Origin of the sequence: Streptomyces violascens, assembly GCF_014649955.1 — a bacterium.
Lineage (GTDB): Bacteria > Actinomycetota > Actinomycetes > Streptomycetales > Streptomycetaceae > Streptomyces > Streptomyces violascens.
In genome coordinates this window covers 22,551-36,437 of sequence record NZ_BMUA01000018.1, presented here as the reverse complement: position 1 = coordinate 36,437, position 13,887 = coordinate 22,551, and the positions used below count along the sequence as shown (strand labels likewise).

The window sequence follows — 13,887 nt, the reverse complement described above, 5'->3', positions numbered from 1 at the left end:
GCCGAGGTCGAGAGCCGGTCCAGCTCCTCGCGGGGAAGCCGGCGTTCGGCTTCGCGCGCCGAGGCACCCGCCCGGAACTCGTCGGCCAGGGCGGACGCGACAGCGACGGCCTCGGCGTCGTCGGTGATGACGTGTGCGGTCATGGCTTCAGCTCGCCGCAGCCAGGCGCGGGGTGCCGCCGAGCGCCAGCGAGAACTGGTCGACGACCTGGGTGAGGGCCTCGCCGGCGGCCGGTGCGACAGTGACCGAGCCGTCGTCGTGGGCGGTGATGTCCTTGTCGAGGGTGAACCAGCCCTGCACGATGTGCGCGGCACCCATGGAGTTGAGGACCGGACGCAGGGCGTAGTCGATGGCCAGGACATGCGCGGTGGAGCCGCCGGTGGCGAGCGGAAGGACCGTCTTTCCGGTGAGTGCGTACTGCGGGAGCAGGTCGAGGAGCGCCTTGAGGACTCCGGAGTACGACGCTTTGTAGACGGGTGTTCCTACGACGACGCCGTCGGCGCTCGCGAAGAGCTCGGTGGCCTCGACGATCGCCGGATGCCGGAAGTCCGCGCCGAGCAGGGCCTCTGCGGGGATGGTACGAACGTCGAGCGCAACGACGTCGTGCCCCTGGGCGGTCAGTCGCCGGTCCAGGTGGCGCAGCAGGCGGTTGGTGCGGGAGGAGGTGGAAGGGCTGCCGGAGACGGACAGGACGGTGGCCATGGGTCCTCTTTCGGGGAGAAGGGGGCGCCTCCGCCGGGGAGGCGCTCTGAGGGTGGGCAGGAGTACCAGATGGGTTCGGGCAGTTCGCCCTCGATGACCCACCGCCCGACCTCTCGCCGCTTGTGGGCGACAGGGTCGTGGAGGGTGTGGGGGCGGACGTTGCGCCAGAAGTGGCAGGCCCTCGGATGCGGCGGGTGGCGCGGGCGCCGGTCACTGTGAAGATCTGGTTGCCGATCTCCAGGGAGTCGTCAGCGGCGCGGGCCTTCACTGCTGGAAGGAGTGCCCCCGTCGGCGCCATTCTTCCGCGAGCAGTTCGTACGAGCGGACCCGGTCCGTGTGGTCGTGAGTGATCGTCGTGATGAGCAACTCGTCCGCACCCGTGGCCTCCTGCAGTTGTTCCAACTGGTCGGCGACCCGGCCAGGCGAGCCGACGAACTGGGTGTCGAGGCGGTCCTGGACGAGGGCCCGGTCCTCGTCGGTCCATGCGTGGGCGCGCGCTTCCTTCGGCGTCGGGAACTCGATGGCGCCCTCCGCAGTACGGATGCTGCGCACCCACGGGCCGTAGCCGGTGGCGAGTTCACGGGCCGCCTCGTCGTCCTCGGCGACGACGACGTCCGCCGAGACGCTGACGTACGGCTTGTCGAGGAACTCGGAAGGCTGGAAGAGGGACCGGTAGCCCTCCACCGCCTCCAGAACCGTGGCCGGGCTGACGTGATAGTTCGCCGCGAACCGCAGACCGTTGCCGCCCGCCACCTCGGCGCTCTGACCACCGCTGCTGCCCAGGATCCACACCTCCACATCGGCGCCCTCACCCGGCACGACGTGCGCTTCGACGCCCTCCGGCGAGCGGTAGGTGCCGGCCAGCAGGGCGAGGATGTCGTGGATCTGCTCGGCGTAGTCCTGTGACTCGGCGCCCGGCAGCAGGAGCAGCCTGCGTTGCAGTGCGATGCGGGGTGATCCGAGCAGATGCTCGAAGGAGAAGCGGGGTGGGATCAGCAGGCCGTTCGGGGTGCGGCCATCGACGACCGGGGTCGCCGTCGGCAAGGGTGCGGCCGGCTGTCCCGGCGGGCGGCCGCCCGAGCGGCCCAGGCCCAGATCGAAGCGGCCCGGGTGCAGTGTGTCGAGCAGGCCGAACTCCTCCACGGTGGACAGCGCCGTGCGGTGCCCGAGCTGCACGGCCCCGGAGCCGAGCCGGATGGTGGAGGTGGCGGAGGCGGTCAGCGCCAGGACGACGGCGGGCGAGGTTCCGGCCACGCCGGGATTGAGGTGATGCTCCGCGAACCAGTAGCGGGCATACCCGAAGCGCTCGGCCTGCTGGGCGAGGTCGATGGAGTTGCGCAGGGCATCGGCTGCCGTCGAGCCTGAGGAGATCGGGAGCAGGTCGAGGACGCCGAGGGAGATGTCAGACACGGGCGGACTCCTCAGTGAGCGGTGATGCCGGAAGCACGGGGCCCCAGGCGAACGGCGGATCCGGGATCTCCCGACGCAGCATGGGGGCGACCTCGGACTGGAACAGCTCGAGCGAGGCCCGGTGCTGGGACTCCGTCAGCCCGCTCGCGTCGGCATGCACGTGCACCACCGTGTGGCCGAACTGCTCGTAGTAGCGGTGCACCTTGTCGATGACCTGCTGCGGGCTGCCGATCAGAGCGGAGCTGCGTTCGACAAAGTCCTCCAGGGTCTCGAATACGACCGGCAGACCGGCCTTCTTCAAGAACGCCAGGTTGGACTCGAAGATCGGCCGGTACGCGGCGAGGGCCTCCTGGGTGGTGGGGGCCACCTGAATGCCCGCCGTGCCCGCTCCGACGGCGATCTGCTGCGGATCGTGGCCGTAGAACTCCCAGCGCTCACGGTAGTGACGGATCAACTCGGCATACGGCTCTATGGGGTTGGTGACGTTCGCGGAGAACAGCGGGTCGCCGTAGCGGGCCGCGAGATCGACGGACTCCTTGCTGGTCGCGCTGCCGTGCCAGACCCGGACGGGCTGCTGATACGGCCGCGGCCACACCTCGGCCTCCGTCAGCGGCGGGCGGAAGCGGGTCGCCGCGGTGACCTTGTCCTGCCGCCAGATCTGCCGGAACACCTCGTAGCTCTCGGCACTGCGGTCCCACTGGTCCTCGGGCGTGACGTGGAAGAGGTCGCGCTGGGCGGCGCCGTTGCCCTTGCCGATGATCAGGTCGAGGCGGCCCTCGGAGAGGTGGTCGAGGGTCGCGTAGTCCTCGTACGCGCGGACCGGGTCGAGGAGGCTGAGGGTCGTCACGGCGGTGAACAGTCTGATCCGCCTGGTCAGGGCGGCCACATGGCTCAGTACGACGGTGGGGGAGGACGAGATGAACGGCCGCTCGTGCCGCTCCCCCACCCCGAAGCCGTCGAAGCCCAGATCCTCGGCCAGCACCGCGTTGTCGAGGACTTCCCGGAAGCGCTCGTGGGTCGACTTCCGCACCCCGGTGACCGGGTCCGGCCGGTGCACGATCAGGGTGATCGCGAGGAACTTCACGACGCCACCCGCTCGTTCGACGCCTCGTCCGGGTGGGCGAGGCCCAGGTGGTGGCGGAGGGTCGAGCCCTCGTACTCAGTGCGGAAGACGCCCTGTTCCTGGAGCAGCGGGACGACCTTGTCGGCGAAGACGTCAAGACCGCTCGGGGTGATGTGCGGGACGAGGATGAAGCCGTCACTGGCGTCGGCCTGCACGTAGTCGTTGATGGTCCTGGCGACGGTGGCCGGGGAGCCGACGAAGTTCTGGCGGTTGCCGGTGTTGATGACCAGGTCCCGGATGGACCAGTTGTTCGCGGCGGCCAGCTCACGCCACTCGCGGGCGGTGGCCAGCGGGTCGCGGTACATGCGCACCTGCGCGCGGCCCTTGGAGATGTGGTCGCCGCTGACGTCCGGGTCGACGCCGGGCAACGGGCCCTCGGGATCGTAGGAGGACAGGTCGCGGTTCCAGACGAACTCCAGGTGCTTGATGGCGGTGGCCCCGCTGACCTGCTGGCGGCGCACCTCCTTGGCTAGTTCCTCGGCCTCCGCGTCGGTGTCGGCGAGGACGAAGGTCGCGGCGGGCAGGATCAGCAACTGGTCATGGCGGCGGCCGTACTTGGCGAGGCGGTTCTTGACGTCCGTATAGAAGGCCCGGCCCTCCTTGAGGGTGGCGTACCGGCTGAAAATGGCGTCGGCGTCGGAGGCGGCGAACTCGCGGCCCTCCTCGGAGTCGCCGGCCTGGAAGATGACCGGGCGGCCCTGCGGAGAGCGCGGGACGTTGAACTGGCCGTGGATGTCGAAGTGCTGCCCCGTGTGCACGAAGGAGCCGGCCTTCGCGTCCCGCAGGAAGACTCCCGCCGCCTGGTCGGCGACGATCTCGTCGCCGTGCCAGGAGTCGAAGAGTTCGTTCGCGGTGGCCAGGAACTCCTTGGCGCGGGAGTAGCGCTCGTCCTGCGGGAGGAAGCCGCCGCGGCGGAAGTTCTCGCCGGTGAAGGCGTCCCAGGAGGTGACGACGTTCCAGGCGGAGCGGCCGCCGGAGAGGTGGTCGAGGCTGGCGAACTGGCGTGCCACCTCGTAGGGCTCGTTGAAAGTGGAGTTGATGGTGCCGGTGAGTCCGAGGTGTTTGGTGACGGCGGCGAGCGCGGCGAGGACGGTGAAGGTGTCGGGGCGGCCGACGACGTCCAAGTCGTAGATCCTGCCGCCCTGTTCGCGGAGCCTGAGCCCCTCGGCGAGGAACAGGAAGTCGAACTTGGCCCGTTCGGCGGTCCGGGCGAAGTGGACGAACGAGCTGAACTCGATATGACTGCCGGCCTTCGGATCGCTCCACACGGTGGTGTTGTTGACGCCCGGGAAGTGCGCGGCCAGATGGATCTGCTTCAGCGGCTTGCTCATTGTCGGTACGGTCCTTCCGGCTCAGGCGGTGGCGTAGCGGTTGACGGGGCGGGCGAGGCCCAGCAGGCCGCGCAGGGTGTCGGCCTCGTAGGCGGTGCGGAAGGCGCCGCGACGCTGGAGTTCGGGCACCAGGCCCCGGGTGATGGCGGGCAGGTCGTGTCCGGCGACGGCGGGCCGCAACCGGAAGCCGCTCAGCCCCTCCTCGACCAACTCCTGCAGCAAGTCGGCGAGTTGGGCGGGCGTACCGGCGAAGATGCCGGCGTCGCTGGTGTACGGCTCCCCCGCGAGGGCGTCGAGACGTGCTCGGCGGTCCTCGGCGGCGGCTTGGTCGTCGTCGAGGAAGACCACCAAGTCACCGAAGACGTGCACGAGTTCACCGGCGCGCCCGGCCGCCTCCTGTTCGGCGCGGATCTCGGCGACGATCGCGCGGGCCTGGCCGGCGTCGCGCGGGGTGACGTAGCCGACGTCGGCCTGACGGGCCACCAGCTGGTACGGGATCGTCTGGTGGGCCAGGACGGTGACGAGCGGCTGGCCCTGGGGCGGGCGCGGGGTGATGGACGGGCCCTTCACACTGAAGTGGCTGCCCTCGAAGTCGATGTAGTGCAGCTTGTCGCGGTCGATGAAGCGGCCGGTGGCCACGTCCCGGATCTCCGCGTCGTCCTCCCAGCTGTCCCAGAGCCGGCGCACGACCTCGACGTAGTCGGCGGCCTCGTCGAAGCGGTCGGTGAGCAGTTCCTGCCCGGCCGGACTCTGGATGCCCTCCAGGCTGAGCGGTGGAAAAGTGCGGCGGCCGAAGTGCGCGGCCTCGTGCGGCCGGGGCGAGATCTGCACGCGCAGGCCGGCCCGGCCGGTGCTGACGTAGTCGAGGGTGGCGATCGCCTTGGAGATGTGGAACGGCTCCGTGTGGGTGGCGATCACGGTCGGCACCAGTCCGATGTGCCGGGTCAAGGGTGCGATACGGGACGCGATCAGTACGGCGTCCAGGCGTCCGCGGACCTGATCGGTACGGCCGTCCGGCTCACTGTAGTGCGACGACTGCAGGACGAGTCCGTCCTCGAGGGTGACGAAGTCGAGCAGGCCGCGTTCGGCCTCGGCGACCAGGTCGGCCCAGTAGCCGGCGGTGAACAGGTCCCGGGGGCGGGCGGCCTGCTCGCGCCAGGAGGCGGGATGCCAGCCGGTGCCGTCCAGAGCCACGGCAAGGTGCAGAAGGGAAGCGGGAGTTGCGGACACGAGGGTGCCTTCCTGGAGGTCCGTACGAGATCGCCGGCCCGCGGGAGTCGGGGCACACGGCGGCTGGGGAAACGGGGTCAGGAACTACAGAGGGAGCCGGCCACGCGCTGGAGGTCGATGTGGGGCCGGGAGTGGAGGTGGACGGCACGCAGTACACGTGTCACGTGTCGCACCTCCGTCCGAGCGGGCCAAGCACTCACCTTCGACAAGGACAACGGCACGGCTATGCCGTTTCTTCCAGAGCGGCGGCGCCGGTGTGCCGGACGAGCGAGAAGACGGTGCGGCGGCGCAGGGTGAACCCGATCGACTCGTACAGCCGGATCGCGTTCACGTTGGTGGCCGCGGCGTGCAGGAAAGGGCGTTCGCCGCGTTCCCTGATGCCGGCGGCGACCGCGCGGACCAAACGGGTGGCCAGGCCCCGGCCGCGGTGGTCGGGGTCGGTGCACACGGCGCTGATCTCCGTCCAGCCCGGCGGGTGCAGCCGCTCGCCGGCCAGGGTGATCAGCCGGCCCTGGTGGCGGATACCGAGGTAGGTGCCCAGTTCGAGGGTGCGGGGCAGATAGGGGCCCGGCTCGGTGCGGGCGACCAGGTCGAGGATCTCGGGCACGTCGTCGGGGCCGAGCCGTACGGCCTCGGGGTCGGGCTCGGCGCGCAGGGCGGTGTCCACGAGCTGGACGCCGTGCCCGGTGCGCACGACCTCCCAGCCCGCCGCCGCCTCGGTGACGCCCCGCACCGCGGCGGTGCCGCCGGGGCCGACGAGTGCGGCGAGGTCGGCCCACGCACGCGGGTCGCCCTCGTCGCAGAGGGCGTGGAAGGGTGCCACGTCCCGGTGGTAGCGGGCGGCGTGGCCGATTCGTTGGGCGAAGTGGGCGTGGGGGCCGGTGAGCGCGGCCCAGGCGGGGTTGTCCAGGATGTGCGAGGAGCTGGCGTCGATGCTGGTCACGGACATGGTGGGGCAGTCTCCGGGGTGCGCTCGGGGGGCCGGCGCGCGGGGACTCCACCGCGAGGCGGCGGTGGAGTCCGCTCACGCGATGGTCAGGAGTTGTCGAGGGACAGTCCGGGCGGGTTGACTTCGGACTTGGCGACGGCCTCGTTGGAGAGGTTGTAGGCCTTGAGCCACTCGGCGTACTGACCGTTCTTGATCAAGTAGTTGATGGCCTCGGCGAGCGGCTTGGCCAGGCCGCTGTCCTTCTTCGCGGTGGCCGCGATCAGGCCCTGCAGGCTCGCGCCGGCGCCGGAGTAGGTGCCCGCGGTGCGGGTGGCGTTGGGCGTGTTCGCGACCTGGCGGTTGTGGTAGGCGATGCCGGGGTTGGGGCCGAGGTACGCGTCGATCTTGCCGCTGGACAGGGCGAGGTAGACGCTGTTGCTGTCCTGGAAGTACTTGACGGTGAGCTTCTTGCCTTCCTTGGCCAGCTTCGCCTTCCACTCCAGGAGGATCTTTTCCTGGTTGGTGCCGGAGCTGACGGAGACGGTCTTGCCGGCGAGGTTCTCGTAGTTGCCGTCGAAGTTCCAGGTGCTCTTCTTCGGCACCACGAAGGCGAGGTTGTCCTGCCGGTAGGAGGCGAACTCGTACTTCTTCTTGCGTTCCTCGGTGTCGGTGACGTTGGAGAAGGCCACGTCGGCCTTGCCGCTGTCGATGCCGACGAAGAGGTTCTCCCAGGTGGAGTTCTTCACCTCGGGCTGGAGGCCGAGGACCGCGGCGACCAGGCGGCCGAAGTCGGGTTCCGCGCCGGTGAGGGTCTTCTGGTCGCTGCCCACGTAGGCCAGCGGCGGGAAGCCGGCCGGCAGAGCGCCGATGCCGATCTCCAGCTTGCCGCTCTTCTTGACGGCGGCGGGCAGTTCGGCGCTGATGGACTTGACCTCGGAGATCTTGATGGAGGTCTGCTGGGCGGCGCCGTTGGAGACCTGGCCGATGACGACCTCGCCGGTCTTGGCGGCGTTGTCGGTGGAGGTGGCCGCGTCGCTGTTGCCACCGCAGGCGGCGAGCCCGGTGGCCAGGGAGGCGACGGCGGTCGCCGCGGTGATGCCGCGTATAAGGCTGCGTCGGGTGAAGTGGGTGGCCATGGCCGTTCCTTGTCGCTGAAGGTGATGAGGGTGGCGCGGGGAAGTCGAGGGGTGTGGCGGGTCAGAGGACCTTGCTCAGGAAGTCCCTGGTCCGCTCGTGCCGGGGCTTGTCGAGGACCTCGGAGGGCGGGCCCTGCTCGATGATCTTTCCGCCGTCGATGAAGACGACCCGGTCGGCGATCTCGCGGGCGAAGCCGATCTCGTGGGTGACGATGAGAAGGGTGGTGCCGCTGGTCGCCAGGTCCTTGATGACGGCGAGGACTTCACCGACCAGTTCGGGGTCGAGGGCGGAGGTGGGCTCGTCGAAGACGATGACGCCGGGGCGCAGGGCGAGGGCGCGGGCGATGGCGACGCGCTGCTGCTGGCCGCCGGAGAGCTGGCGCGGGTAGGCGCCGGTCTTGTCGCCGAGGCCGACCCGGCCGAGCAGTTCGCGGGCCAGCTCCTGGGCCTTGGTCTTGCCGAGCCGGCCGGTGGCGACGGGGGCGGCGGCCACGTTGTCCAACACGGTCAGGTGCGGGAAGAGGTTGAAGTTCTGGAAGACGAAGCCGATCCGCCCGCGCTGGGTGAGGATCGCCCGCTCGCTCAGCTCCTTGAGCCTCTCGCCCTGCCGCTTCACCCCGATCAGCTCGCCGTTGATGCTGACATGGCCGATCTCCGGCTTCTCCAGGTGGTTGATGACCCGCAGCAGGGTGGACTTTCCGGAGCCGGACGGGCCGAGGATGACGGTGACCTCGCCGGGGCGGACGGTCAGGTCGACACCGTCCAGCACCCGGTGGGTCCCGTACCACTTGTGCACATCGTGGACCTCGACGGTGGCGGCCTCGGCGTCCGCCGGGGCTTCGAGCGTCTCGGTGGTCATACGGCGGCCTCCCGGCGGATGCGGGCCCGCAGGTCGGTGAGACCGGCGCGGAGCTTCTGCAACGGCGTCGGCGGCAGGCTGCGGGTGGCACCGCGGGCGTAGTACCGCTCGACGTAGAACTGGACGACGGAGACGACGCTGGTCAGGATCAGGTACCAGACGGTGACGACCAGCAGCAGCGGCACGATGTCGCCGGGGTAGGTCGAGCCCATGGTCTGCGCGGAACCGAACAGGTCGAGCAGAGAGACGTAGAAGACCAGCGAGGTGCCTTTGATCAGGCCGATGAGCTGGTTGACGTAGTTCGGGATGATCGAGCGCAGCGCCTGCGGGAAGACGATCTTCCGGAACTGGTAGCCCTTCGGCAGGCCGAGCGAGGCGGCCGCTTCGTGCTGGCCCTGGTCGACGGAGAGGATGCCGCCGCGAACCACTTCCGCGGCGTAGGCGGCCTCGTTGAGGCTGAGGCCGATGACGGCGACGACCATGTCGGTGGCGAGTTTCGACTCGTCGAAGGAGAAGAAGGCCGGGCCGAAGGGAATGCCGACGCTCAACGTCTTGTACAGGGCACTGAAGTTGTAGAGGAAGATCAGCACCACGATGAGCGGGATGGAGCGCAGCGCCCACACATAGGTCCAGCTGACCGCGCGCAGCACGGGGCTCTTCGACAGCCGGGCCAGGGCGAGCACGATGCCGCCGAGGAGGCCCAACACCGCACTGTAGGCAGCGACTTGGAGGGTGGTGAGCAGGCCGTCGAGGATGGTGGGGCGCAGGAACCAGTAGCCCCAGCGGTCCCACTGGTAGAAGGGGTTGGAGACCAGTCCGTGCACGAACTGGGCGACCAGGACCAGCACGACCGCCGTGGCGATCCAGCGTCCTGGCCGCCGAAGCGGCAGAACGTGCTGGGCGGTGAGGGTTTTTGACGGTTCGTCGGAGGTCGGCGCCTCGGGGAGGGTGACGGTGGCACCAGGGGGTTCACTCATGGTGGGCTCCGGCTCGATGGGAACACCCCGGAAGCGCGGCGGCATGCGGTGGCGCACACGACAGCGAGGCACCGGGGTGGGGAGGACAACGGCACACCGCGGCGGGCGGTGTTCGTCAGGGATTGCGGGGGCTGCGGGGAAGTGTCAGCCCCGACAGCGGGCACAGCCCGGTGCGGTACACAGTGCGCTGTTCACGCGGAGCAGATCGACGGCGCGATCGGCGACGAGAGGGTTCGGGTACGGCTGTACGCAGCCCTGGGGGCGGCGCGTGGCCGTCCTGGGAGCTGCGTACATGGCGTCACCATCACTGTTCCGGCCCTGTGGGCCTCGCGCTTACCGAAACGTCTTCGGTCCGGTCGTCACCTGGGGCACCCCACCGCGGCGCGAGGGTTGCCGGTCAGCAAGCCAGGGCTTGTCGCTGACACTCATGACCGTTCTGGGCCGTAGTTAAGACAATTGCCCGAACGAATGTCAACGCCGGTCCAGCAGGTGGAACGGCTAACGGGCCGCGTGTGCTGCCCAGTCCAGGATCTGGACGGCTGCTCCGGCGGCCTCCAGGCCATGACAGCGGGCGTGGTGGCGGCGTTCGATGCCGTCGAGGTCGAGGTGGCCGCCGAAGGCTGGGTGGGCGGCGAGCCGGCGGGCGTGGGCCCACAGGGTCGGGTGGTCGGCGATGCGTTGGATCGCGGAGGCGTCGAGGTGGTTGCGGTGGACGGTGTCGAGCTGGACCAGGGCGACCCACAACTCGACGTCGGCGGCGGTGATTTCGTCGCGGATCAGGTACGCGCGCCCGACGAGCCAGCGCTCCAGCGCGCCGAGTGTTTCGAGCAGCGTGCTCAGTGCCAGGTCACGTTCCACCGGCTCGCCACCGGCCGATCCGGCGCGCTGCGCGGCCCGTTCGATGCCCTGCGCGCACATCCGCTCGACCGCCTCGATCTCCGACTCCGCGCCGCACGGGTAGAGCGAGACATGGTCACCACCGAACCGGCGGTCGAGGTCGCGCATGATGTCCGGGGCATGGGTGCTGACGATCCGCCCGAACCAGTCGTCGCTGAGTACCGGAGCGACAGCCGGACCGGCATACCGGTGGGCGCTGGCCTCGTACAGCGGCCGCAGGACGGAGTGGCCGCCTTCGGGGCAGTCGGGGACGGCGGGCAGGAAGGTGGCCGGACAGACGGTGTCCAGGCCGAGCAGGCTGTGGGTGACGGCGATGCGCAGGCCGCCGGGACAGGCGGTCGACAGATGGAGGCGGTATCGGCCCGGAACGGCGTAGTGGCCGCTGCGCGCGTCCCGGCCGATCCGGCCCCGGAAAACGGGCGCGGGTCGGTCGGAGGCGTGGGCGGCCAGCGGTGTGACGGTCATGACTCTCCCCGGGAGCGGGCGCGGACGTACGCGCGGCGGAAGCGACGTCGAGTGAGGGATCGGGACTCATCCGTGCGCATCTGACGCGTGAGCCCTGCTCGCGGGGCGCCGCCGACACGGGATGGGCGCGGCTCAGCCCTGGGAGTTGATCGCGCTGCAGACACGCAGCAGATCGATGTGACGGCGGGAGGTCAGAAGAGGCGAACGGCTCACGCGTGCGGTGACCGACTCCAAGCGCCTCATTTTTCCCTACCTGTTCACTAGGATTCCCTCAGTGAGTGTCGATCCGACCGACATCGTCGTCAAGAGGGCCGTCCCGCATCGCGGACGCCCCGATGGACGGCGGCCCCGCTCGACACAGTCATCACACGTTTTCCACTGCAACCTCGGGACGCGGCGACGGTCTCCTGTGAGGAACCTGCACCGCATTTCCTCGGCCGGGTCAGGACGCCCGAGGACATTGTGTGATGCGCTGCGCGGTGAATCCGGCGTCGGACGAGTCGGCGTGGGTGACGTGCCGACGAGCAGCATGCTCACCGCAGAAGGCCCAGACAAAAGGGTTCGCGGGCTCTCGCCCGCGAAGACCCCTCGCACTGCAGGAACGTTGAGGCGGCCGGTGGCGAACATCGCCACAGACCAGGCCGTGAGCAAAGACAAGCTCAGTCCCAGGAGCTGCCGTATCAAACAGCCGGCGGGATTGTTGTCAGAGCGTGGTGGTGAACCGTGCTGTAGCTCGATGACCTATGGGTTTCGGGTGGCTTCGGTGTTGGGGTGGCCAACTGTGGGCAGCCAGCGAGGGCGCAGTTTGGCGCCGTCGCAGCCACGGCTGCCGGCCCCGACGGTGTCCGCCCCATCCACCGACTGCGCGGGCCGAAGAACCCGAAGCGTTCGCGGAGAAAATGCCCAAGACGGCGGCCGGGCTCCACCGGACCGAGGTTTCCGACCGGCACGTCCCGCCGGACCGGGTGGGCGAACCGGCTGTGCGGCGACCAGCTTGTCGGCGAACGGCGCGACGTCCTGCGCCAGTTCGCGAACGGCATCGAAGGCGACCACCGGCGGGTGCACCGGGTCTTCCTCGCCTCCGTCCGCGTCGCCGGTCGGCATGCGGGACTTCCCCGGTGAGACGGGCGAGCCGGTCCAGGCCGGTCTTCACCAGGCGGAGCGGTAGGCGCGGTAGGTGTTCACGCCGGTGGGGAACTGCGCCTTGAACAGCGGCTTGCCGGACGGGCTGAACTCCGAGACATACGGCAGCGAGCCCCACCCAACGAAGGTGTTGCCGCCCGGGAGGAGCTGCGCGTTGCCCTGCGAGGAAGCGCTGAGGTAATCCGGCTGGTTGATGGAACTGACCAGGGTCGCGGTGTGGGTGTGTTCGTCCAGGCGGACGGTGACGACGCGGCTGAACGGCAGCTCCTCCACGGCCCCCGTACCAGTGTTGGCGGCACCGGCGGACTCGTTGTCGAACCACCGGTACAGGCCCCCGCCCAGCGGCTCGGGGTCGTGCTGCCAGGAGAAGATCCGCCCGGCGGTGTTCAGGTACTGGCCCGGCACGGTCTGCTCCTTGAAGGTGCTGGCCTTCCCGCCGAGCTGCCACAGGACCTTGCCGGCGCGGTGGTCGACCTTGTAGGTGGTCCAGGTGTTGCGGGCATCGATGAGCAGGTTGTTGTCGGTGTCGAGCTTGACGGCGTTGATGTGGAACCAGTCCCACGGACTGTTCGGGGAGGACGGGAGCGGCTGCTCGCTCTGCGCGTAGGGGACGTGGTCGGCGGCACTCCACTGGAACAGCACCTGGCCGGTACGGATGTCGATCTCCTGCGCAACACCGTCGATGACTTTCTGGTGCGCGGAGCCGCCCAGGGAGGTGAGGTCGGCCGTGGCCAGCTTGTAGGCCAGGATCAGAGCCGTACCGTGAGGGGTGATCAGGAACTCGTGGCCGTCGGCGGTGTAGCCGTTCCCGGCCTTCACCTCGGCAATCTTCTGATGGCGCTCGTTGTAGACGACGTCCGTGCCGGTGGCGAGACCGCCCAGGCCGGTGCCCTGCCACCAGGTCAGCACTCGCTTGCCCTGGTAGGTCTGGGCGCGGAAGTCGGCGGCTTCCTGCCCGGCGGGCACCTTGTGCGACCAGACCACGCGCTTGCCGTCATGGCTCAAGATCTCCACGCCGCTGGAGTACTGGCTGGTGGCAGAGTTCGGGGACAAGAAGATGTCCCCGCTGCCGGTCCCGGCCTCATCTGCCACGACGGCGACCGGCGGCAGCGGCGCGCTGCCGGGGGCCGCGGCAGCGCCCGGCACGGGCAGCAGGCCCGCCGCCACCGCAGTCGCCGTCACAGCCAGGGCACGTGCGGACAGCTTGTTGTTGTGCATCAGGGTTCCTTATCTGGCAGCCCGAAGCCGAACCACTCGGCTCTGGACATGCGGGGAAGGCGCACGCCAGCTGGGCGTACGCAGCGAGGGATCGCACCTGCAAGAACGCGCCGAGGCGCACAGGCAGGCGCTTCAACTCATACAGAAGTCCGCGCGCAACCCGCAGAGGCGGTCAGCGGCGGGAAACAAATGCCCTGGAGAAGGCAAGGGCTCTCAACAGGGGCGACAGGCAGCAGAGCACACCCGCATGTGGTCGATGTGACCGCGGGTTGTCAGGAAACAGTGCTGCTGCATGCGGCAGAACGTAGCCGGACACCACTTGGAGCGTCAATGCACGTCCAAGCCCCGGACACACAGTACACACCTCCTGGAACTGACGGCCTGTCAGACCTGCCCGCCGGCCGCCATAGGCGCGGCCGATCCTGCCGTACCACGCCGAGTTCGAGCGTCTCGCATCTGTCACGGCGT

At 69.4% G+C, this 13,887-nt stretch carries 13 protein-coding genes, 2 pseudogenes and 1 riboswitch; of the genes and pseudogenes, 1 reads left to right on the top strand and 14 read right to left on the bottom strand.

What is annotated here, in order from left to right; all coding sequences use genetic code 11:
• Positions 1–2 precede the first annotated feature (2 nt).
• The 13 genes and pseudogenes from IE206_RS28685 to IE206_RS43625 form a co-directional block, all read right to left on the bottom strand.
• Positions 3–143, bottom strand: a pseudogene (locus tag IE206_RS28685) (SfnB family sulfur acquisition oxidoreductase); the annotation flags it as partial.
• Positions 144–147: 4 nt separating this feature from the next.
• Positions 148–702: an NADPH-dependent FMN reductase gene (gene ssuE / locus IE206_RS28680; protein WP_189967093.1), complete on the bottom strand. Its 555-nt coding sequence runs from the start codon at positions 700–702 to the stop codon at positions 148–150.
• 264 nt (positions 703–966) lie between these two features.
• Entirely contained in the window at positions 967–2,112 is a 1,146-nt protein-coding gene (locus tag IE206_RS28675; protein WP_189967091.1) for an LLM class flavin-dependent oxidoreductase, read from the bottom strand.
• The gene (locus IE206_RS28670; protein ID WP_189967089.1) at positions 2,105–3,196 is read right to left on the bottom strand and encodes an LLM class flavin-dependent oxidoreductase; all 1,092 of its coding nucleotides are present in this window, start codon (positions 3,194–3,196) and stop codon (positions 2,105–2,107) included. Before IE206_RS28670 ends, IE206_RS28675 begins: the two co-directional genes overlap by 8 nt.
• Positions 3,193–4,566 (bottom strand): NtaA/DmoA family FMN-dependent monooxygenase, encoded by a 1,374-nt coding sequence (locus IE206_RS28665; RefSeq protein ID WP_189967087.1) that lies wholly within the window; start codon positions 4,564–4,566, stop codon positions 3,193–3,195. Before IE206_RS28665 ends, IE206_RS28670 begins: the two co-directional genes overlap by 4 nt.
• Positions 4,567–4,587: 21 nt before the next feature.
• Positions 4,588–5,796 (bottom strand): LLM class flavin-dependent oxidoreductase, encoded by a 1,209-nt coding sequence (locus IE206_RS28660; protein WP_189967085.1) that lies wholly within the window; start codon positions 5,794–5,796, stop codon positions 4,588–4,590.
• 77 nt (positions 5,797–5,873) lie between these two features.
• Complete coding sequence (locus tag IE206_RS43630; RefSeq protein WP_318658124.1) at positions 5,874–5,960, bottom strand: putative leader peptide; 87 nt, start codon at positions 5,958–5,960, stop codon at positions 5,874–5,876.
• A 59-nt stretch (positions 5,961–6,019) separates the two neighbouring features.
• Positions 6,020–6,745 carry a GNAT family N-acetyltransferase gene (locus IE206_RS28655; protein ID WP_189967083.1) on the bottom strand — a complete coding sequence of 242 codons (726 nt, stop codon included), beginning with the start codon at positions 6,743–6,745 and terminating at the stop codon, positions 6,020–6,022.
• 86 nt (positions 6,746–6,831) lie between these two features.
• Positions 6,832–7,860, bottom strand: a complete 1,029-nt coding sequence (locus IE206_RS28650; protein WP_189967081.1) for an ABC transporter substrate-binding protein — start codon at positions 7,858–7,860, stop codon at positions 6,832–6,834.
• 61 nt (positions 7,861–7,921) lie between these two features.
• Entirely contained in the window at positions 7,922–8,719 is a 798-nt protein-coding gene (locus IE206_RS28645; protein WP_189967079.1) for an amino acid ABC transporter ATP-binding protein, read from the bottom strand.
• Positions 8,716–9,696: an amino acid ABC transporter permease gene (locus IE206_RS28640; RefSeq protein ID WP_189967077.1), complete on the bottom strand. Its 981-nt coding sequence runs from the start codon at positions 9,694–9,696 to the stop codon at positions 8,716–8,718. The genes IE206_RS28645 and IE206_RS28640 overlap by 4 nt, the downstream gene beginning before the upstream one ends.
• Positions 9,697–10,020: 324 nt before the next feature.
• A riboswitch (SAM riboswitch) is annotated at positions 10,021–10,129 on the bottom strand.
• A gap of 65 nt (positions 10,130–10,194) precedes the next feature.
• On the bottom strand, positions 10,195–11,058 hold the full coding sequence (locus IE206_RS28635; protein ID WP_189967076.1) for a glutathione S-transferase C-terminal domain-containing protein: 864 nt from the start codon (positions 11,056–11,058) through the stop codon (positions 10,195–10,197).
• A gap of 132 nt (positions 11,059–11,190) precedes the next feature.
• Entirely contained in the window at positions 11,191–11,301 is a 111-nt protein-coding gene (locus IE206_RS43625; protein ID WP_373300994.1) for a putative leader peptide, read from the bottom strand.
• A 623-nt stretch (positions 11,302–11,924) separates the two neighbouring features.
• Here IE206_RS43625 and IE206_RS42635 point away from each other — a divergent pair.
• Positions 11,925–12,156, top strand: a pseudogene (locus IE206_RS42635) (hypothetical protein); the annotation flags it as partial.
• Positions 12,157–12,207: 51 nt separating this feature from the next.
• On the opposite strand, the gene IE206_RS28630 reads toward IE206_RS42635, so the two are convergent.
• Positions 12,208–13,419 (bottom strand): arylsulfotransferase family protein, encoded by a 1,212-nt coding sequence (locus tag IE206_RS28630; protein WP_189967074.1) that lies wholly within the window; start codon positions 13,417–13,419, stop codon positions 12,208–12,210.
• Positions 13,420–13,887: the final 468 nt, after the last annotated feature.

Bases quoted from the DNA above. Each gene is read 5' to 3' on its own strand.
- ssuE (WP_189967093.1), bottom strand. From the start codon at position 702: ATGGCCACCGTCCTGTCCGTCTCCGGCAGCCCTTCCACCTCCTCCCGC.
- IE206_RS28665 (WP_189967087.1), bottom strand. From the start codon at position 4,566: ATGAGCAAGCCGCTGAAGCAGATCCATCTGGCCGCGCACTTCCCGGGC.
- IE206_RS28655 (WP_189967083.1), bottom strand. From the start codon at position 6,745: ATGTCCGTGACCAGCATCGACGCCAGCTCCTCGCACATCCTGGACAAC.
- IE206_RS28650 (WP_189967081.1), bottom strand. From the start codon at position 7,860: ATGGCCACCCACTTCACCCGACGCAGCCTTATACGCGGCATCACCGCG.
- IE206_RS28645 (WP_189967079.1), bottom strand. From the start codon at position 8,719: ATGACCACCGAGACGCTCGAAGCCCCGGCGGACGCCGAGGCCGCCACC.
- IE206_RS28640 (WP_189967077.1), bottom strand. From the start codon at position 9,696: ATGAGTGAACCCCCTGGTGCCACCGTCACCCTCCCCGAGGCGCCGACC.
- IE206_RS28635 (WP_189967076.1), bottom strand. From the start codon at position 11,058: ATGACCGTCACACCGCTGGCCGCCCACGCCTCCGACCGACCCGCGCCC.
- IE206_RS43625 (WP_373300994.1), bottom strand. From the start codon at position 11,301: ATGAGGCGCTTGGAGTCGGTCACCGCACGCGTGAGCCGTTCGCCTCTT.
- IE206_RS28630 (WP_189967074.1), bottom strand. From the start codon at position 13,419: ATGCACAACAACAAGCTGTCCGCACGTGCCCTGGCTGTGACGGCGACT.